At 62.9% G+C, this 18,253-nt stretch carries 18 protein-coding genes and 1 pseudogene; 11 read left to right on the top strand and 8 right to left on the bottom strand.

The genetic code is table 11. The features are described from left to right. Positions 1-386: pseudogene (locus RFM68_RS10890) on the bottom strand (flagellar biosynthetic protein FliO); the annotation flags it as partial. A 209-nt stretch (positions 387-595) separates the two neighbouring features. Here RFM68_RS10890 and cckA point away from each other — a divergent pair. Both cckA and RFM68_RS10880 read left to right on the top strand, forming a co-directional pair. Then, complete coding sequence (gene cckA, locus RFM68_RS10885) at positions 596-3,181, top strand: cell cycle histidine kinase CckA (RefSeq protein ID WP_320232791.1); 2,586 nt, start codon at positions 596-598, stop codon at positions 3,179-3,181. Between the two features lie 263 nt (positions 3,182-3,444). Next, positions 3,445-4,152, top strand: a complete 708-nt coding sequence (locus tag RFM68_RS10880) for a purine-nucleoside phosphorylase (RefSeq protein ID WP_320232790.1) — start codon at positions 3,445-3,447, stop codon at positions 4,150-4,152. On the opposite strand, the gene RFM68_RS10875 is transcribed toward RFM68_RS10880, so the two are convergent. Beyond that, a complete protein-coding gene (locus RFM68_RS10875) occupies positions 4,149-4,454 on the bottom strand; it encodes a ribbon-helix-helix domain-containing protein (RefSeq protein WP_320232788.1) in 306 nt (101 codons plus the stop codon). The two genes, RFM68_RS10880 and RFM68_RS10875, sit on opposite strands and share 4 nt — an antisense overlap. 240 nt (positions 4,455-4,694) lie before the next feature. Here RFM68_RS10875 and RFM68_RS10870 point away from each other — a divergent pair, with 240 nt between their 5' ends. The 3 genes from RFM68_RS10870 (at position 4,695) to RFM68_RS10860 (ending at position 7,337) form a co-directional block, all read left to right on the top strand. Beyond that, complete coding sequence (locus RFM68_RS10870) at positions 4,695-5,090, top strand: VOC family protein (protein ID WP_320232786.1); 396 nt, start codon at positions 4,695-4,697, stop codon at positions 5,088-5,090. A 78-nt stretch (positions 5,091-5,168) separates the two neighbouring features. Next, a complete protein-coding gene (locus RFM68_RS10865) occupies positions 5,169-5,717 on the top strand; it encodes a gluconate 2-dehydrogenase subunit 3 family protein (protein WP_320232785.1) in 549 nt (182 codons plus the stop codon). Positions 5,718-5,765: 48 nt separating this feature from the next. Continuing rightward, entirely contained in the window at positions 5,766-7,337 is a 1,572-nt protein-coding gene (locus tag RFM68_RS10860; RefSeq protein WP_320232784.1) for a GMC family oxidoreductase, read from the top strand. Positions 7,338-7,403: 66 nt separating this feature from the next. On the opposite strand, the gene RFM68_RS10855 is transcribed toward RFM68_RS10860, so the two are convergent. Continuing rightward, positions 7,404-7,793, bottom strand: coding sequence for a hypothetical protein (locus RFM68_RS10855; protein WP_320232783.1), 390 nt, complete (start codon positions 7,791-7,793; stop codon positions 7,404-7,406). A gap of 304 nt (positions 7,794-8,097) precedes the next feature. Here RFM68_RS10855 and urtA point away from each other — a divergent pair, with 304 nt between their 5' ends. The 6 genes from urtA to RFM68_RS10825 all read left to right on the top strand — a co-directional run bounded on the left by urtA (position 8,098) and on the right by RFM68_RS10825 (position 14,374). Further along, the gene (gene urtA, locus RFM68_RS10850; protein ID WP_320232781.1) at positions 8,098-9,408 is read left to right on the top strand and encodes an urea ABC transporter substrate-binding protein; all 1,311 of its coding nucleotides are present in this window, start codon (positions 8,098-8,100) and stop codon (positions 9,406-9,408) included. 163 nt (positions 9,409-9,571) lie between these two features. Continuing rightward, positions 9,572-11,188 (top strand): urea ABC transporter permease subunit UrtB, encoded by a 1,617-nt coding sequence (urtB, locus tag RFM68_RS10845; protein WP_320232779.1) that lies wholly within the window; start codon positions 9,572-9,574, stop codon positions 11,186-11,188. Then, positions 11,185-12,414 (top strand): urea ABC transporter permease subunit UrtC, encoded by a 1,230-nt coding sequence (gene urtC, locus RFM68_RS10840; RefSeq protein WP_320232777.1) that lies wholly within the window; start codon positions 11,185-11,187, stop codon positions 12,412-12,414. Before urtB ends, urtC begins: the two co-directional genes overlap by 4 nt. Before the next feature lie 6 nt (positions 12,415-12,420). After that, the gene (urtD, locus tag RFM68_RS10835; protein ID WP_320232776.1) at positions 12,421-13,167 is read left to right on the top strand and encodes an urea ABC transporter ATP-binding protein UrtD; all 747 of its coding nucleotides are present in this window, start codon (positions 12,421-12,423) and stop codon (positions 13,165-13,167) included. A 70-nt stretch (positions 13,168-13,237) separates the two neighbouring features. Then, on the top strand, positions 13,238-13,933 hold the full coding sequence (gene urtE / locus RFM68_RS10830; protein WP_320232774.1) for an urea ABC transporter ATP-binding subunit UrtE: 696 nt from the start codon (positions 13,238-13,240) through the stop codon (positions 13,931-13,933). Positions 13,934-14,197: 264 nt separating this feature from the next. Continuing rightward, the gene (locus RFM68_RS10825; RefSeq protein ID WP_320232772.1) at positions 14,198-14,374 is read left to right on the top strand and encodes a hypothetical protein; all 177 of its coding nucleotides are present in this window, start codon (positions 14,198-14,200) and stop codon (positions 14,372-14,374) included. Positions 14,375-14,397: 23 nt separating this feature from the next. Here the strand turns inward: RFM68_RS10825 and RFM68_RS10820 are convergent, their stop codons facing one another. The 5 genes from RFM68_RS10820 to RFM68_RS10800 all read right to left on the bottom strand — a co-directional run bounded on the left by RFM68_RS10820 (position 14,398) and on the right by RFM68_RS10800 (position 18,246). After that, a complete protein-coding gene (locus tag RFM68_RS10820; protein ID WP_320232770.1) occupies positions 14,398-15,543 on the bottom strand; it encodes a GGDEF domain-containing protein in 1,146 nt (381 codons plus the stop codon). Between the two features lie 584 nt (positions 15,544-16,127). After that, positions 16,128-16,931, bottom strand: a complete 804-nt coding sequence (locus RFM68_RS10815) for a DUF72 domain-containing protein (protein WP_320232768.1) — start codon at positions 16,929-16,931, stop codon at positions 16,128-16,130. Between the two features lie 33 nt (positions 16,932-16,964). Next, positions 16,965-17,423: a GNAT family N-acetyltransferase gene (locus RFM68_RS10810; protein WP_320232767.1), complete on the bottom strand. Its 459-nt coding sequence runs from the start codon at positions 17,421-17,423 to the stop codon at positions 16,965-16,967. Further along, entirely contained in the window at positions 17,420-17,830 is a 411-nt protein-coding gene (locus tag RFM68_RS10805) for a DUF302 domain-containing protein (RefSeq protein ID WP_320232765.1), read from the bottom strand. The genes RFM68_RS10810 and RFM68_RS10805 overlap by 4 nt, the downstream gene beginning before the upstream one ends. After that, positions 17,830-18,246 (bottom strand): Imm50 family immunity protein, encoded by a 417-nt coding sequence (locus tag RFM68_RS10800; protein WP_320232763.1) that lies wholly within the window; start codon positions 18,244-18,246, stop codon positions 17,830-17,832. Before RFM68_RS10800 ends, RFM68_RS10805 begins: the two co-directional genes overlap by 1 nt. Between the last annotated feature and the right edge of the window lie 7 nt (positions 18,247-18,253).

Here is an 18,253-nt window from a genome sequence, read left to right as displayed (position 1 = left end):
GCGGGTGCCGGCTGCGGCGCGCGCGGGCGTGGGGCGGCGCTCGCTTGCTGCTGGCCGCTGTCGCCGGTAAGCGCCGGGCGGCGCGGCGCGGCCAGTCTTATGTCGCGCTCGACGACGACATCGGTCGGGCCGCCGATCAGGATCAGGTGCTCGATATCGTCGCGGCGCACCAGCACCAGCCGGCGGTGACTATCGACGGCGGTGGCGTCCATGACCGCAAGGCGCGTCTTGCGGTTCCTGCCGCCGGCGACGAAGGTTCCGAAGGTCAGGTTGCGGACCACCTTGATGACCAGCAGGACGACGACCAGCAGGACAAGTGCTGCAAACGTCCACAGGATTGCGGCGACATAACCCGGTCCCGCCATCCTATCCACCCACTCCAGCATCGGTGCACCCAATCGCCTTTTTTGAAGTGAGGCGACACTAGACCGCGGGGGCGGCCCGCCGCAAGTTCACATCACCCTTCGTGAACAGTTTGAAACATGAATCATTGATTTTATCGGACATTTGCCGCCGGGGCCTTTTCCGTTACAGGAGAATATGATTCAACCGACCGTCCGCGCCGTCGGAAACCGGAATCACGAGCAGGGGGAACATGGCCAAGGAAGCGCGCGGCGATTTCTATCCGGTACCGATCGTCGATCAGAACACGCGTCCGGGCGCCGTCACCAGGCTCATCGTCTTCATCGTCGTGCTGACCGGTGCCGCGATCGTCTTCGGACTTTTCCGCGAACGCCTCGGCGATCCTTTCCTGCTCGGCATGCTCGGCGTGCTCGCCATGGTCGGCGTCGGCTTCCTGTTCGCGACCGCGATCGGTTTCGTGCAGATCGCGCCGCGCTCGACCGGCGACGAATTGTCGAAAGCCTTTGTCGACTCGATGTCGCAGGGGCTTCTGGTTACCGACACCAAGGGCCGCGTCGTCTATGCCAACCGTGCCTATGCCGACATGACGGGTGCTGCCTCGGCCGCCGATCTCAAGACGGTCGAAGGGCTCTTGTCGGATGTTCCCGAGGCCTCGATGACGATCTATCGGCTGGCGTCCGGCCTGCGCGACGGGCAGGCGGGTGACGGCGAGTTTAGGCTGGCGCAGTCGATCAAGCCGGGCGCCGAACCGGGCGCGCGCTGGTATCGCGCCCGCGCCCGCGCCTTCAGCATGCCCGGGCAAAGGCTGCCGATGCTAGCCTGGCAGCTCGCCGACATTTCGCAGGAACGGGCGGAGCAGGAGCGTTTCTTCCTCGACCTGCAGAAAGCCATCGACCATCTCGACCATGCGCCGGCCGGATTCTTTTCGGCCGATCAGGAAGGCCGCGTCACCTATATCAACGCCACGCTTGCCGAGTGGCTCGGCATCGACCTCGCTTCGTTCACGCCGGGCGCCATCTCGCTGCCGGAAATCATCGCCGGCGACGGCATGGCGCTTGTCCGTTCGGTCAAGGCCGATCCCGGCACCACCCGCAACGCCGTCATCGACCTCGATCTCACGACCATGAGCGGACAGGCGCTGCCGGTGCGCTTCATGCACCGGGTTTCGGCAAGCCGCGAAGGCTTGAACGGTCCGACCCGCACGATCGTGCTCAACCGCACCCAGGGCGAGGACGCTTCCGCGGAATTGCGGGCCTCCGAGGTTCGCTTCACCCGCTTCTTCAACTCGACGCCGATGGCGATTGCCGGCGTCGATGCGAGCGGACGCATCCTGCGCACCAACGCGCCGTTCCTGCAGCTGTTTTCGTCCGTGGTCGACCGCGACGCTGTCGACCGGCGCGTGCGCTTCGAAACCATCGTTCATGAGCGCGACCGGCCGGCTTTCGCCGCGGCCTTCGAGAAGGCCCGGCAGCGGCAGGCCAATATCGAGCCGATCGATTCCATGTTGCCCGGCAATGAAGAGCGCCACATCCGTTTCTACGTCAACGCCGTCGCCGACAGCGCCGGGAGCGAAGGCGCCGAGGAATCGGCGATCGTCTATGCGGTCGAGATCACCGAGCAGAAGGCGCTCGAGGGCCAGATGGCGCAGAGCCAGAAGATGCAGGCGGTCGGCCAGCTCGCCGGCGGCATCGCGCATGACTTCAACAACGTGCTCACCGCCATCATCATGGCATCCGACCTTCTCTTGACCAACCACCGGCCGTCGGATCCGTCCTTCCCCGACATCATGAACATCAAGCAGAACGCCAATCGGGCAGCCTCGCTCGTCAGGCAATTGCTGGCCTTCTCGCGCAAGCAGACGCTGCGGCCGGAGGTGCTCAACCTGACCGATGTTCTGGCCGATCTCAGGATGCTGCTCGCCCGCCTGGTCGGCAACGACATCAAGCTGAAGATCGACCACGGCCGCGATCTCTGGCCGGTCAAGGTCGATATCGGCCAGTTCGAGCAGGTGGTGGTCAATCTTGCCGTCAATGCGCGCGACGCCATGCCGAGCGGCGGCGATCTTACCGTGCGCACCCGCAACGTCACCGCCGACGAGTGCAAATCCTTCGCCTATCGCGAACTGACGCCGGCCGACTATGTGCTGGTCGACGTCGAGGACACCGGCAGCGGGATCACCCCCGACGTGCTGAAGAAGATATTCGAGCCGTTCTTCACGACCAAGGAAGTGGGCAAGGGCACCGGCCTCGGCCTGTCGATGGTCTATGGCATCATCAAGCAGACCGGCGGCTTCATCTTCTGCGATTCCGAGGTCGGCAAGGGCACGGTGTTCCGTATCTTCCTGCCGCGCCACATCGCAGAGGCGAAGAAGCAGGCCGAGCCTGGCGAAACGCCGGCGACGGCGGCGACGGTCCCGGCCAAGTCGACCGACACCGCCAAAGATCTTTCCGGCTCGGCCACCGTGCTTCTGGTCGAGGACGAAGACGCCGTGCGCATGGGCGGCGTCAGGGCGCTGATCTCGCGCGGCTACACCGTCCACGAGGCGTCGTCCGGCGTCGAGGCGCTGGAAGTATTCGAGGCGCTCGGCGGCAAGGTCGATATCGTGGTGTCCGACGTGGTGATGCCGGAGATGGATGGGCCGACATTGCTCGGCGAGCTGCGCAAGCGCCAGCCGGACATCAAGTTCGTGTTCGTTTCGGGCTATGCCGAGGACGCTTTTGCCAAGAACCTGCCGGCCGACGCGCATTTCGGCTTCCTGCCGAAACCGTTCTCGCTCAAACAACTGGCGACGATCGTCAAGGACGTGCTGGAATCCTAGAGCGTTTCACCGTTTCCGTGAAACGGTGAAACGCTCTATCTCTTTGTTTTTACGCAATTCCGGACGGAAAACCGTTACACACTTTTCCTGGAATTGCTCAAGAGCGGTTTGACGCAATTTCGGACGAAAGGCCACGACGAAGGCGTCGAGCCTACACGCCTTACGCTTTTCCTGGAATTTCTTCTAAAACAGCTGCCGCTTGCACATTGCGGCAGCCCTGCCATGATGGTGACCGGATGGGTCTATCACGGGGGTGGTAGCGCGTGACGCCGCATATCGAGGCGGGCAGGGGGGACTATGCCGAAACGGTGCTGTTGCCCGGCGACCCCGAGCGCGCCCGATGGATGGCGGAAACCTTTCTCGAGGCACCGCGCTGCGTCAACCGCCGCCGGGGCGCACTGGGCTTCACCGGCCGGTATCGCGGCAAGCCGGTCAGCATCCAGGCGACCGGCATCGGCGTTTCATCGTTCCTGATCTATGCCCATGAATTGCTCGACTATCATGGTGCGAAGACGCTGATCCGCACCGGCACATGCGGCGCGCTGGCCGGGGACGTGGCGCTGCGCGGCGTCGTCATCTCCAGCGCGGTGCGCGCCGAAGGGGCAATCAGCGGGCAAGTCTTCGGACTTTACCGGCCGGCGGGGCCTGACCAGGCGCTCCACGCGTTGGCGCTGCAACGCGCGGCCGATCTCGGCATCGCCTGCAGCGCGGGGCTGACGGTCTGCAGCGACGTCTTCCACCATCCCGAGGGCCGCGCGCGGTTCGACGAACCGAGGGCGCTCGGCGCGCTGGCGGTCGATATGGAGACCAGCGCGCTATACCGCATCTCGGCGTATTTCGGTGCCCGCGCCTTGTCGCTGCTGACCGTCGTCGATCATATCGTCACCGACGAGCAGACCGACTATTCGGAACGCCAGTCGCTTTTCACCGACATGACCCGGCTGGCGCTCGAAGTCGCGGCCGAAAGCTAGGCGGCTTTCCACTTGAGGGCAGGCTGCTCCTCGGCGCTGGGACGGTGGCCGCGCAGATAGAGCGCGCAGGTCGTGCGCAGCATGGAAGCGAAGTTCGGGATCTGGCCGTTGATCTCGATCGCCTCGTCATAGAGTTTCGAGATGAATTTCGGCGTCGTCAGTCCCTGGCTGTCGGCGATCTCGTCAAGGAGACCCCAGAATGTCGCCTCGAGCTGGATGCTGGTCGAATGGCCGTCGATGCGGATCGACCGGTTGATCTGCCGATAGCCTTCCGGGTCTTGCCCGGCAAAGACTCTGCACATCGGTACCTCCCGTTCTTGTTTGTCTTGGGCGCCGATTGAACTGGCTGGCGCCTTTTTGAACACTGCCTGCGCTTGTCATCTTCGATCCGATGGCCGGCAACGGCAATCAGACTTTCGTCCTTAGAACTGGCGCGAGACTAGCCATTTTCCAACAGCATGCGTGGTAATCGGCTGCCACCACCTTTTTTCGCCGGCGCGCATAATCAGGGTCGAAAGCCAAGAAAAGCCGCGGAGTCCGATTTGGCGAAGGCCATCCATTCCATGATCCGGGTTCTCGACGAGGCACGGTCCGTCGACTTCTACAACAAGGTCTTCGGCCTCGAGGTTGCGCAGCGGCTCGATTTCGAGACCTTCACGCTGATCTATCTCAGCAATGCCAGTTCGCCCTTCGAGGTCGAGCTGACCGTGAACAAGGGGCGCATCGAGCCTTATGCGCTCGGCGACGGCTACGGCCATCTCGCTGTCTCGGTCGCCGATCTCGACAGCGAGCATGACCGGATCGGCGCGCTCGGCTTCAACCCGAAGAAGATCGTCGAGTTCAACCGCGACGGAGCGCTGATCGCCCGCTTCTTCTTCATCGAGGATCCCGACGGCTACAAGATCGAGGTTCTGCAGCGCGGGGGGCGCTTCCAGTAGGGGACATTCTGCCGCGCGGACGGCGCGGCGCCAGTAACGGCACTCCTCGGGGTGCGAACAGCAAGCAGGGAGGAAATCATGGTCACAATTTACGAGAAGAAACCCGGCTACGAGGAGAAGCCCGGCCTTTCGCGGCGCGAGCTTCTCAAGCGCGGCGGCGTCGGTGCGCTGCTTATCATCTCGGGTAGCGCCGTTATCAGCCCCGAACACGCCTGGGGTCTGGAAACATCAGCGCTGAAACCCGAGACGATGGCGACGCTCATCCAGATAGCGCGCGACATCTATCCGCACGACCAGGTGCCGGACAAATATTACGCCATCGCCGTCAAGGGCCATGACGAGACCGCCGCCAAGGACCCGGCCCACAAGGAGCTGATCGAGAAGGGCATCGCCGAACTCGACAAGAAGGCCGGCAAGGGCGGCTATCGCGGACTTGGCTGGGAAGAGCAGCGGGTGGCGCTGCTCACCGGCATCGAGAAGACGCCGTTCTTCCAAGCGGTGCGCGGCGGCCTCGTCGTCAGTCTCTACAACCAGAAGGAGGTGTGGCCGATCTTCGGTTACGAAGGTGAATCCTACTCCAAGGGCGGCTACATCGCGCGCGGCTTCAACGACATCGAATGGCTGTAAGCCGCTCTGTCCCGAACCGCTTTTCGATAGATTTCATGGGAGGAAACCATGGCAGCTTCATTTGATCTCAAGAACGACGGCGTGGTCGTCATCATCGGCTCCGGCGCCGGCGGCGGCACGCTCGGCAACGAATTGGCGCAGAAAGGTATCGACGTCGTCATCCTCGAGGCCGGCGCCCGCAACGAATATGAGGACTTCATCAACGACGAGTGGGATTCCTTTGCCCAGCTCGCCTGGAAGGACAAGCGCACCACCTCGGGTGACTGGCGGGTGGCCAAGGATTTCCCGAACCTGCCGGCCTGGATCGTCAAATCGGTCGGCGGATCGACGACGCACTGGGCGGGCGCCTCGCTGCGCTTCCAGGAGCATGAATTCAAGACGGCCTCGACCTACGGCAAGGTCAAGGGCGCGAACCTTCTCGACTGGCCGGTGACGCTCGCCGAGATGGAGCCCTATTACGCCAAGGCCGAAGCCAAGATGGGCGTCACGGGCACCAACAACTGGCCGCGGCTGCCGGGCAACAACAACTTCAAGGTGCTGAAGGCCGGCGCCGACAAGCTGGGCTACAAGGAGTGCCACACCGGCAACATGGCCATCAATTCGGTCGAGCGCGACGACCGTAATTCCTGCCAGCAGACAGGCTTCTGCTTCCAGGGCTGCAAATGGGGCGCCAAATGGTCGACGCTCTACACCGAAATCCCCAAGGGCGAAGCCACCGGCCATCTCGAGGTTCGGCCGAACGCGATGGTGATCAAGATCAACCATGACGCTTCAGGCAAGGTGGCCGGCGTCGTCTATGCCGACAAGGACGGCAAGCTGCAGGAACAGAAGGCCCGCATCGTCGCGGTCGCCGGCAATTCGATCGAGAGCCCGCGCCTGCTGCTCAATTCGGAGTCGTCCAAGTTCCCGCATGGGCTCGCCAACTCGTCCGGGCAGGTGGGCAAGAACTACATGCGCCATACCACCGGCTCGGTCTACGCCATCTTCGACAAGCCGGTGCACATGTATCGCGGCACCACCATGGCCGGCATCATCCGCGACGAGGCGCGCCATGATCCCTCACGCGGCTTCGTCGGCGGCTACGAGATGGAGACGCTTTCGCTCGGCCTGCCGTTCATGGCGGCCTTCCTCGACCCCGGCGGCTGGGGCCGTTCCTTCACCACGGCGCTTGATCACTACGACCATATGGCGGGCCTGTGGATCGTCGGCGAGGACATGCCGCGCGAGGAAAACCGCATCACGCTGCACAAGGACGAAAAGGACGAGCACGGCATGCCGATCGCCGACGTCCATTTCGACGACCATCCCAACGACGAGGCGATGCGCGACCATGCCTATAAGCAGGGCCAAGCACTCTACGCCGCGGTCGGCGCGACCAGGACTTTCCCGACGCCGCCTTACCCCTCGACCCACAATCTCGGCACCAACCGGATGAGCGAGAAGCCCGAGGACGGCGTCGTCAACAAGCACGGCCAGGCGCACGACATCAAGAACCTGTTCGTCTCCGACGGCAGCCAGTTCACCAGCGGCGCGGCGGAGAACCCGACGCTGACCATCGTGACGCTGGCGATCCGCCAGGCCGACTACATCGCCGCGCAGATGTCGGCGAAGACTATCTGACCTCCCGACTGCCTGCTGGCGCGGGACCCGAGAGGGTTCCGCGCCTTTTTTATGTGAACCGGTGGGCTACCTTTTGGTGCAGGTCGAGGCCGTGAAGGCGCCGTCTTGCTGCTTCATGATGATATCGAAGGAGGGGCCGCTTGGGTCATCCAGCGTCGCCTGGGTCATTGAAATAGAATTGCCGCCGCTGGTGTAGCCGCCGAGCGGACCAAGCCAGCTGATCTCGCCGTTCGGGTTCATCTGGTAGTCGTAGGCCTGCGGCGCAGCGCCGAAGGTCACCGGGCCGCTATAGAGGCTGCCTTTGATGGTGATGTCGCCCAGATTGAGGAACAGGCCGAGCAGGTAGACCTCGCAGTGATAAGTGCCGTCGGGCAGCTTGCCGTCGGTGAAATCGGCTCGCGCGCCGCCGGCGGCGTACAGGAGAAGCAGGAAACTCAGGATCGTTCGCAGGGCCATGACGTCGCTCGTTTGCGCGGCGACCTTGCCCCATTTTGCCGTGGGCCCGCAACCGGTGCAGAGCAGGCATTATCTGGGCTCGATGAAAACTTAGGCATTTTTACAATTTGGGCAAAATCTAGGCAGCGTTGCGTAAACTTTTCTCAACTTTTGCGCTTTGCAGCAATCCGAACTATTTGACGGATACAGGATAAGTATCTGTAAACGCTACACTATCCAACGAACCTCTTCCGCGCCTCTTCGTTTGGCACGTCACTTGCACCGTTATGTTGCGATGCAAAGCACCAGCTTGGGAGTGTGCAATATGAGGGGTAATTTCTCGACAATAACAAAAATGCTTTCGGCCGGCGTGATTGCTGCCGGTCTGTCGATGTCGGCTCCCGCCAAGGCGGCCGACGACACGATCAAGGTCGGCATTCTCCACTCACTGTCGGGGACCATGGCGATTTCGGAGACGACGCTGAAGGATGTCATGCTGATGCTGATCGAAGAGCAGAACGCCAAGGGCGGCCTGCTCGGCAAGAAGCTCGAGGCGGTGGTCGTCGATCCGGCGTCCAACTGGCCGCTCTTCGCTGAAAAGGCGCGCGAGCTGATCTCGAAGGACAAGGTTGCCGCCGTTTTCGGCTGCTGGACTTCGGTGTCGCGCAAGTCGGTGCTGCCGGTCTTTTCCGAGCTCGACAACATCCTGTTCTATCCCGTTCAGTATGAGGGCGAGGAGAGCGAGCGCAACGTGTTCTACACGGGTGCGGCGCCGAACCAGCAGGCCATTCCTGCCGTCGACTACCTGATGAGTGCTGACGGCGGCTCGGTGAAGCGCTGGGTGCTCGAAGGCACCGACTATGTCTATCCGCGCACGACCAACAAGATCCTCGAAGCGTATCTGAAAGCGAAGGGCGTGCCGGCCGAGGACATCATGGTCAACTACACGCCGTTCGGCTTCTCCGACTGGCAGACCGAGGTGTCGGCGATCAAGAAGTTCGGCTCGGCCGGCAAGAAGACGGCCGTCGTCTCGACCGTCAACGGCGACGCCAACGTGCCGTTCTACAAGGAACTCGGCAACCAGGGCATCAAGGCCGAGGACATCCCGGTCATGGCCTTCTCGGTCGGCGAGGAAGAACTGGCGGGTCTCGACACCGCGCCGCTGGTCGGCCACCTCGCCGCCTGGAACTATTTCGAGAGCGTCGACACGCCCGAGAACAAGAAGTTCATCGACGACTGGCACAAGTTCATCAAGAACGACAAGCGGACCACCAACGACCCGATGGAAGCCCACTACATCGGCTTCAACATGTGGGTGAAGGCGGTCGAGAAAGCAGGCACCACCGACCCGGACAAGGTCATCGACGCCATGGTCGGCGTTTCGGTGCCGAACCTGACCGGCGGCTATTCGACGATGATGCCCAACCACCACATCACCAAGCCGGTGCTGATCGGTGAAATCCAGGCCGATGGCCAGTTCGAGACCGTCTCGCAGACGCCCGGCCTCGTAATGGGCGACGAATGGTCCGACTACCTGCCGGATTCCAAGGACCTGATCTCCGATTGGCGCGCTCCGCTCAGCTGCGGAAACTTCAACGTTGCGACCGGCAAGTGCGGCGGCAAGGGCACCAACTGATCCGGTCCGGACCTTGGTCCGTGACCACGGTCCGGACCTTTGGTCCGTGACCTCCCAGGTCGGTCGGATCGCGGAGTGGCCCCACGATCCGAGACCGCTGCCCGGGCGGGTTTCGCCCCGCCCGGGCAAGATCCTGAAACCGAGAAAGCCGCTTAAGACGACAATGCTGCTGCTGCGCGCAATTGGTCTGATGCTTTTGTTGACGATGGCAAACCTGTCGCCGTCGGAGGCTGCCGAAGCCGACCTTCGCGCGACGATTGCCAAATTTGCGACTGCCGCCAATTTTTCGGCTATCGAGGCCGTCGTGCGCGAGTTGGCTGCGAGCGGCGATCCGATGGTCGAACGTCCGCTTTCGGCGCTCGCCGATGGCAATCTCTATATCCGCAAGGCCGACACCGGGGTCTTCGTCGGCAAGGAGGCTGGCGATGCCGTCGGGTTGCTCGACCCCCTGAGCGGCGAGAAGGCGGCCGACGCCGCCAAGGCCGACCTCACCAAGATCAAGGTCAACAATGGCTTGCGCCGCGTCATCCGCGATGCGCTGGGTACGCTGACCCTGCGCGCCAAGGACCCTGGCGTTCGCCTCGCTGCCGCTGCGACAATGTTCAAAACGCCCGATGCGGCAAACATCGAGCCGCTAGACGCGGCAATCGCCGCCGAGACGGCCCCTGGCGTCAAGGCGCTGTTCAAGCAGGCCCGCGCCGCATCAGTCCTGGTTTCCGACAAGCCCGACGCCGACAAGCTGGCAGCCATCTCGGTCATCGCGGCGCGCGGCGACCGTGACGCGGTTTCGCTGCTCACTTCGGTCGAGGCCAGTGCGCAGGGCGCGGTCAAGGAAGCTGCAAGCGCGGCGATCGGCGCCATCAATTCGACGCTGGCGGTTTGGGATGCCGGCCAAAACATCTGGTACGGCATTTCGCTGGGCTCGGTGCTGCTGCTCGCGGCAATCGGTCTTGCCATCACCTTCGGCGTCATGGGCGTCATCAACATGGCGCATGGCGAGATGGTCATGCTCGGCGCCTACACGACCTTCGTCGTCCAGCAGGTTATCCGCACCTCGTTTCCCGGCCTGTTCGACTGGTCGCTGGTCATCGCGCTGCCACTTGCTTTCCTCGTCTCGGCTCTGGTTGGGCTGGCGATCGAACGCGGCGTCATCCGCTTTCTCTACGGCCGCCCGCTGGAGACGCTGCTCGCCACTTGGGGCGTCTCGCTGATTCTGCAGCAGGCGGTGCGCTCGATCTTTGGCCCGACCAACCAGGAGGTCGGCAACCCGTCCTGGATGTCAGGGTCGTTCGACGTCGGCCAGTTGGCCGTTACCTGGAACCGGCTGTGGATCCTGGCATTCGCGCTTACCGTCTTCGCGGTGCTGCTCTACGTGATGAAGCGCACGCCCTGGGGCTTGCAGATGCGCGCCGTCACCGCCAACCGGCGCATGGCCGCCTCGATGGGCATCAGGACGCCATGGGTCGACGCACTGACCTTTGCCTTAGGGTCAGGCATTGCCGGCATCGCCGGTGTCGCGCTCAGCCAGATCGACAATGTCTCGCCCAATCTCGGCCGCGGCTATATCATCGACAGCTTCATGGTCGTGGTCTTCGGCGGCGTCGGCAATCTCTGGGGCACGCTGGTCGGCGCCTTCTCGCTCGGCATCGTCAACAAGGTCCTCGAGCCCTATGCCGGCGCGGTGCTCGGCAAGATCGTCGTCCTGGTGCTGATCATCCTGTTCATCCAGAAACGCCCGCGCGGCTTGTTCGCCCTCAAGGGCAGGGCGGTGGAAGCATGATCACCGGGCGCTTTTTCGTCGCCGGTGCGGACCGCCGCATCGCCATCACGATTTTCATCCTGCTGGCGGCGGCCGTCGTCGTGCCGGTGCTCAACCTCGCGGTTGCGCCGACGAGCGCCTTCTATATTCCGCCCTATATCGTGGCGCTCACGGGTAAATATCTGTGCTATGCGCTGCTTGCCCTGGCGCTCGATCTGGTCTGGGGTTATTGCGGCATCCTTTCGCTCGGCCACGGCGCCTTTTTCGCGCTCGGCGGCTATGCGATGGGCATGTATCTGATGCGCCAGATCGGCTCGCGCGGCGTCTATGGCAATCCCATCCTGCCCGACTTCATGGTGTTCCTGAACTACAAGGAACTGCCCTGGTTCTGGACCGGTTTCGACCATTTCTGGTTCGCTGCGCTCATGGTTCTCGCCGTGCCCGGCCTGCTTGCTTTCATCTTCGGCTGGTTTGCTTTCCGCAGCCGCGTTACCGGCGTCTACCTGTCGATCATCACCCAGGCAATGACCTATGCGCTGCTGCTCGCCTTCTTTCGCAACGACATGGGATTTGGCGGCAATAACGGCCTGACCGATTTCAAGGATATCCTCGGCTTCAACGTGCAGGCCGATGCAATGCGCTCGGCGCTGTTTGCGGCCAGTGCCGCGACGCTGGCGCTCGCCGTCTTCGTTACCGCGGCGATCGTGCGCTCCAAATACGGCAAGCTTCTCATGGCGGTGCGCGACGCCGAGAGCCGTACTCGCTTCCTCGGTTGGCGGGCCGAAAACGTCAAGCTCTTCGCCTTCACCGTCTCGGCGATCATGGCCGGGATCGCCGGCGCTCTCTACGTGCCGCAGGTCGGCATCATCAATCCAGGCGAGTTCGAACCGTCCAATTCAATCGAGGTGGTGATCTGGACCGCCGTCGGCGGGCGCGGCACCATCGTCGGCCCGATCATCGGCGCGCTTCTCGTCAATGCCGGAAAGTCCTGGTTCACCGGCATGCTGCCGGAGGTCTGGCTGTTCGCGCTGGGCGGGCTGTTCGTTGCCGTCACGCTGTTGCTGCCCAAGGGCATCGTCGGCATGTGGGACAGTTGGCGCGGCAAGGCAAAGGCGCTGCGCGCCGCCGCGCCTGCCGCCGACGCCGGTGTCGACCCCGAGGCGCCGGAGCTGAAGATCGTGCGTTCGGCGGCGAGAGCCCCTGGTGCCTGGTCGGCTGCCGGCCCTGAGCCGCAGCCGGCGGAGTGACCGATCATGAGCAAGTCGAACACCATCCTCTATCTCGACGGCGTCTCCGTATCCTTCGACGGTTTTCGTGCCATCAACAACCTCTCGCTGGTGCTCGACAAGGGCGAGATGCGCGCCATCATCGGACCCAACGGCGCCGGCAAGACGACGATGATGGACATCGTCACCGGCAAGACGCGGCCGGACGAGGGCGAGGTGTTCTTCGACGGCCAGGTCGACCTGACCCGTTACGACGAGGCCGAGATCGCCATGATGGGCATCGGCCGCAAATTCCAGAAGCCGACCGTTTTCGAAAGCCATAGCGTCGAGGACAACCTCATGCTGGCGCTGAAGGGACCGCGCTCGATCTGGCCCGCCTTGTTCCATCGCCGCTCCACGGCCGAGACGCGGCGTATCGACGACATTCTCGGCATCATTCGTCTAGGCGACAAGCGCGACGAACTCGCCGCCAATCTCAGCCATGGCCAGAAACAATGGCTGGAGATCGGCATGCTCCTGGCTCAGGACCCGAAGCTCTTGCTCGTCGACGAGCCGGTCGCCGGCATGACCGACGCGGAGACCGAGGAGACCGCGCGCCTGCTCAAGGATATCGCCCGCGACCATTCGGTGGTCGTCGTCGAACACGACATGCATTTCGTGCGCGAGCTCGGCGTCAAGGTCACCTGCCTGCACGAGGGCTCGGTGCTGTCGGAAGGCACGCTCGATTTCGTTTCGGCCGACGAGCGCGTCGTCGAGGTCTATCTGGGGCGGTGAGCATGGTCTGGCGGGTTCCGTTTTATCGTTTCGATTTCGCTTTTCTGAAGCGCTGGAGAAGGGGCTGACCATGCTCGAAGTCTCCAATGCTACGCTTCACTACGGCGCCGCCCAGGCATTGCGCGGCGTCACGCTGAAGGCAGGTGCCGGCAAGATCACCTGCGTGCTCGGCCGCAACGGCGTAGGCAAGACCAGTTTGATGAGATCGATCGTCGGCCACCACCGGCTGACGAGCGGAAGCGTTGCCTTCGAGGGGAAGGCGCTCGACCGGAGCGCGGCGTATGATCGCGCCCGGTCGGGCATCGCATTCGTGCCGCAGGGCAGGGAGGTCTTCCCGCTGCTGACGGTGCGCGAAAACCTGGAATCCGGCTTCGCGCCGCTGAGGCGCGCCGACCGCAACATTCCAGCCCATGTCTTTGAGCTGTTTCCGGTGCTGAAACAGATGTTGTCGCGCCGCGGCGGCGACTTGTCCGGCGGCCAGCAGCAGCAACTCGCCATCGGTCGGGCGCTGGTGATGCGGCCGAAGCTGCTGGTGCTCGACGAACCGACCGAAGGCATCCAGCCGTCGATCATCAAGGACATCGGCCGCGCCATCCGCTATCTGCGTGATCAGGCGGGGATCGCGGTGCTTCTGGTCGAGCAATATCTCGACTTCTGCCGTGAGCTTGCCGACGAGGTCAACATCATGGACCGCGGCCAGATTGTGCACACCGGACCGGCCGAGGATCTCGATCGGGTGGATGTTCGGAAGTACCTGACAGTCTAAACCCGGCTGCTCGACTTCGCCCGACATCGCAAACCGATAGCAGGTCCAATATTTCTCCCGTTCAACCCTGCTCAACTCTGGCGCGCCGAAAGCCGCGTGCTAGTCTTTTCTTGGCCTTGGTGAGTCGGCCGCTTTCCGTACCAGTCGCGAATGAGGGGGAAGGCGCGGGCTCCGCCGCAAGGTCCACGCAAGCAAATCCGCTTAGCTTTCCCCGCAGTGATTGTCGGTCAATGCGTCCAAAAAGAATCTTGCCAGGGGACGGCGATGGAACGTTTTGTCGAGGACTACCAGAAGCGGCGCCTCACGGAGCGAGTCGATATCATGACCGCGATCAACATCCTGATGTCGCAAGGCTATGACGAGGACGATCTGCTGGATGAGATCACCAAGGTTTTCTACGTCGATCTCGACGCCTTCAATGACGTGATCTCGCACCATTGAGAATTCGCATGCGGCCGTAAAGTTCAACCGGCGCGGCGGAAGTCCAGCACACGGTTGCGGCCGCTGCGTTTGGCGGCATAGAGCGCCTTGTCGGCGGCGCTGAGCACTTTGTCGAAACTCATGCCCTCGCTGCTGCCGAAGGCGAAGCCGGCGCTGACCGTGCAGCGCAAAGGCCCTGTTTCCGTCTCAACCGTGCGCGCGGCGAACTCGGCCCTGACACGTTCGGCCGTGGCTTCGGTCGCCTCGGGCAGGGTGCGTCTCAGCACCATTGCGAATTCCTCGCCGCCCATCCGGGCAACGGAGTCGTTCGGGCGCAGACTGCCGGAGAGCACTTCGGCAAAGACTTTCAGCACCTCGTCGCCGGCGGCATGGCCGAACTGGTCGTTGATCGCCTTGAAGCCGTCGAGGTCATACACCACCACCGCCGTGAAAGCGCCGACGGATGCCTTGCCATGCAGGTCGAAAAGCGCGCGGCGGTTGAGCAGGCCGGTCAGGGCATCGGTCCGCGCTTCGCGCTGGTGGTGGCGGGCGAGCCGCCCCTGGTTGAGCGCCAGCGACAATGCGCCGATGCCGGTCATGGAGGCGATGACGATGACGAGGCTCAGATCCTCCGCCCAATTGCTCGGCGCGTGGCCGAGAACCAGCCTGCCGTCCCATGCCAGCATCGCCGCGCACAGCACGAAGGATGCCGCGGTCAGCGAATAGAGCAGCGCCACGCCGATGAGATGGACGGGCGCCTCCGCGCGGCCACGCCAATATTCGTACGCGGTGCCGAACAGGAGCAGAGCGGCCAATGCGTTCTCCAGCATGAAGCCCAGTCCGTCATATCCGAGCGCCATCGGTGGCAGCGCGAGAACAAAGGAAAGGCCGACGCCAAGCGCGATAAGCGGCAAGGGCGAGCGTCTTGTCCTGAACTGATGGGCGGCGCCCAGCATGACCGAGAAGCCGAACAGCAGCAGCGCCAGCGTCAACACGCCAAGGGCCGTTCCGGGCGTCTCGATATAGGCGTCATAGACAAAGACCTCGGCCACCACGGCCAGCACGCTGATCGCCCAGGTCAGCAGGAACCTGTCGGAGCGGGCGGTCAGCCAGGTTCCGAACAGCGTGAGGCTGAGGCAGGCGGCGGAGAAGCCGACGGCCAGAAGCAGTGAGTTGTAATCGAGCAGCATGCACGCGTCCTTGCCGGCGCCCGGTTTCTACAACCTGGCGTAGGTGTATTAGTGAAGCAAGGAAGTATCGATTGCGTTACGATAGTCGCGAAGATGCATTATTCCGTGGCGTCAGAGGACTACAACCGACAACAGCAGTATGATGCCGATCCCCATCATCACCAGACCTGGCCAATTCTGCGACAGGCCGAGGAAACCGAGTCCACGCCGCCGCGGCTCCAGTGTCGGGCCCGGTGTTGCCAGGTTCGGCGCTGGACGATCCGGCACTGTAGGTGCTGGATCACTTAGTTTTCCGCGCCTCAGGGTGGCACCCGCCATGTACACAATCCCGGCGAATGTAAGCAACGCCCCGATGAGGATGACAGCCATATCACCTCGCTTCTTCGGGTTCTCCCGATACCGCAGCCCGCCCCGCGTGGTGCGGCGCCCAACCGCTATGAAAACCGGCCCCCGGCGAGATAGGCAAAACGGTCGAGATGGCCAGCAAGTTCCGGCGGAGCTACGCAAAGTGTATCCCCCGACACCAAGAAGGCAGATCCGACGCTTAAACAAAAAGGATATGACCGCAGTGAAGGCTCAATGCCTTAATCGGTTACCCGCTTCATCAGCGCCATGGCGCCGAAAGGCGCGCGCACCTTGCCTTCGGTGATGAAGTAGGCGAACACGTCGCGCGGCTTGACCGGCGCATCGGTCTTGGGATCGGCGCGCGGCAGGTCGGCGGGCTGCTTGCCTTCGGCCCAGATCTTCGCCCGCTCCGCCCATTCGTCGAGACCCTTCGGCGTGTAGCAGTCGGGGTTGTCGTCGCTGCCGGTCTGCAGCCGCGCATAGACGAAGTCGCCGGTGACATCGGCGATCGCCGGATACTTTGCGTGGTCGGCATAGACGATCACGGCGTTGTACTTTCGCGCGAGGGCGGGAAATTCCGGCACGATGAAGCTGTCGTGGCGCACCTCCAGCGCGTGGCGCAAAGCGACGCCGTCCTGCTTCTCCGGCAGGAGTTTCAGGAAGGCCTCGAAATCATCCGCATCGAATTTCTTGGTCGGCGCGAACTGCCAGAGAATCGGGCCGAGCTTCTCGCCGAGCGCGGCAACGCCGGAGCCGAGGAAGCGCATCATCGATTCGCCGGCTTCGCCGAGCACGCGGCGGTTGGTGACAAAGCGGTTGCCTTTGAGCGAGAAGACGAAACCTTCCGGCGTGTCGTTCGCCCACTTCACGAAGGTCGGTTCCTTGAAGCTGGAATAATAGGTGCCGTTGACCTCGATGCTCGGCACCTGGCGGCTGGCATAGTGCAGCTGCTTGGCCTTGGCGAGCTTGTCCGGGTAGAAGGACGTATCCCAAGGCTCAAACGTCCAGCCGCCCATGCCGGAGCGGATTTTTCCTTGGCTCATTGTCTTCCTCCTCCTCCAGGTTTCGAAATGCGGTCAGGCCGCTTTGTCGACCGGCTTGGCCATGTCGACCACGGTCCATCCTGGCCGGTATGGATTGGCGCGGCGACCCGTTTCCCGATAGCCATAGGCAGAATAGAGCGCGATGTTCCGTTCCATGCGCGAATTGGTGTAGAGCCGCACCTCCGGCACGCCCCATGACCGCGCCTGTTTGTCGGCGAAGTTGAGCAGCGCGATGCCGAGTTTTTTGCCCTGGAATGCCGGCGCGACGGCGACACTGAAGATCATGGCGTGGTCGGGATGCCGTTCGAGGACGATCAGTCCCGCAAGCTCGGCGCCTTCTTCCTGCAGCCAGACCTCGTCGCGCTCGATGCGCGGTGCGTAGTCTTCGGTGACCGGGATCGGCGGCGCGCCGAACAGGGCAGTGTAAGGGGCATAGGCGTCGGTGGTCAGCACGACGACTGCGGCAAGATCTTCGCGGCGGGCGAGTCTCATGCTCGATCGACTCCAGCAGCGGCCGCAACAACCTTCTGCATGCCTGCGGCAATCGCGGCAACGGCTTCGCGGCTGGCGTCGCCTAGCCCATGTCGCCCCGCCAGCCAGTGCGCATCGTTGTAGGACAGCCAGACCTTGCTTTGCTCGTCCTCCCAGGCCAGCGCCCTGATCGGCAGGTCGATGCCGGCCAGCTGGCGATCGTGCATCAACGGTGTGCCGCCCTTCGGGTGGCCGAAGATCAGCAATTCGGTTGGACGTAGCGCGGCACCGACCTCGCGCGCGCCGGCGGCATGGTCGATGCGGGCAAAGACGCGCAAGCCAGCGCCGGTGACAGTCGCGACCAAACGATCGATGGTTTCGCCAACGCCGAAGTGGCTTTCGACGGAGATGAGGCCATTGTTTGACATTATGCGACTTCACCCACGGCCGGCTCCGGATGCGACGGCACGAAGTCAATGCGCAGGCTCTTCGCGGTTATGCTGCCCTCGACCCCGTATGAAGAATCCCACGCGATACGATAGCGCTTGTCGGTACGCGTAATCCGCATGTGGCCGACGATGCCGGTCGTCGTGAAATGATCAAGGCTGACCGCCTTTATCTCACCCAGTGTAAGGGTCACGAGCACATGCCGATCGAGGATGAAATATCCATCTTTGTCGATTTTGTCGGTCATTCGAAAGGCTTCCAACCGAAGCCACCCAGATTGATTTGAGGACAGCTCGATGCCGATCAATCTGGCATCATGAAAGCTTGGAACGAATCCCAGCCAGTCGATCAGCGCCTTGGCACCTTCGATTTCAACGAAAGCGTCGACCTCTTCCACGATATGA

It is taken from the genome of Mesorhizobium montanum, assembly GCF_033977145.1.
GTDB classification, from domain to species: domain Bacteria; phylum Pseudomonadota; class Alphaproteobacteria; order Rhizobiales; family Rhizobiaceae; genus Mesorhizobium; species Mesorhizobium montanum.
Note: the sequence above shows the minus strand (reverse complement) of the source record. Positions and strands in the feature narration are given on the sequence as shown.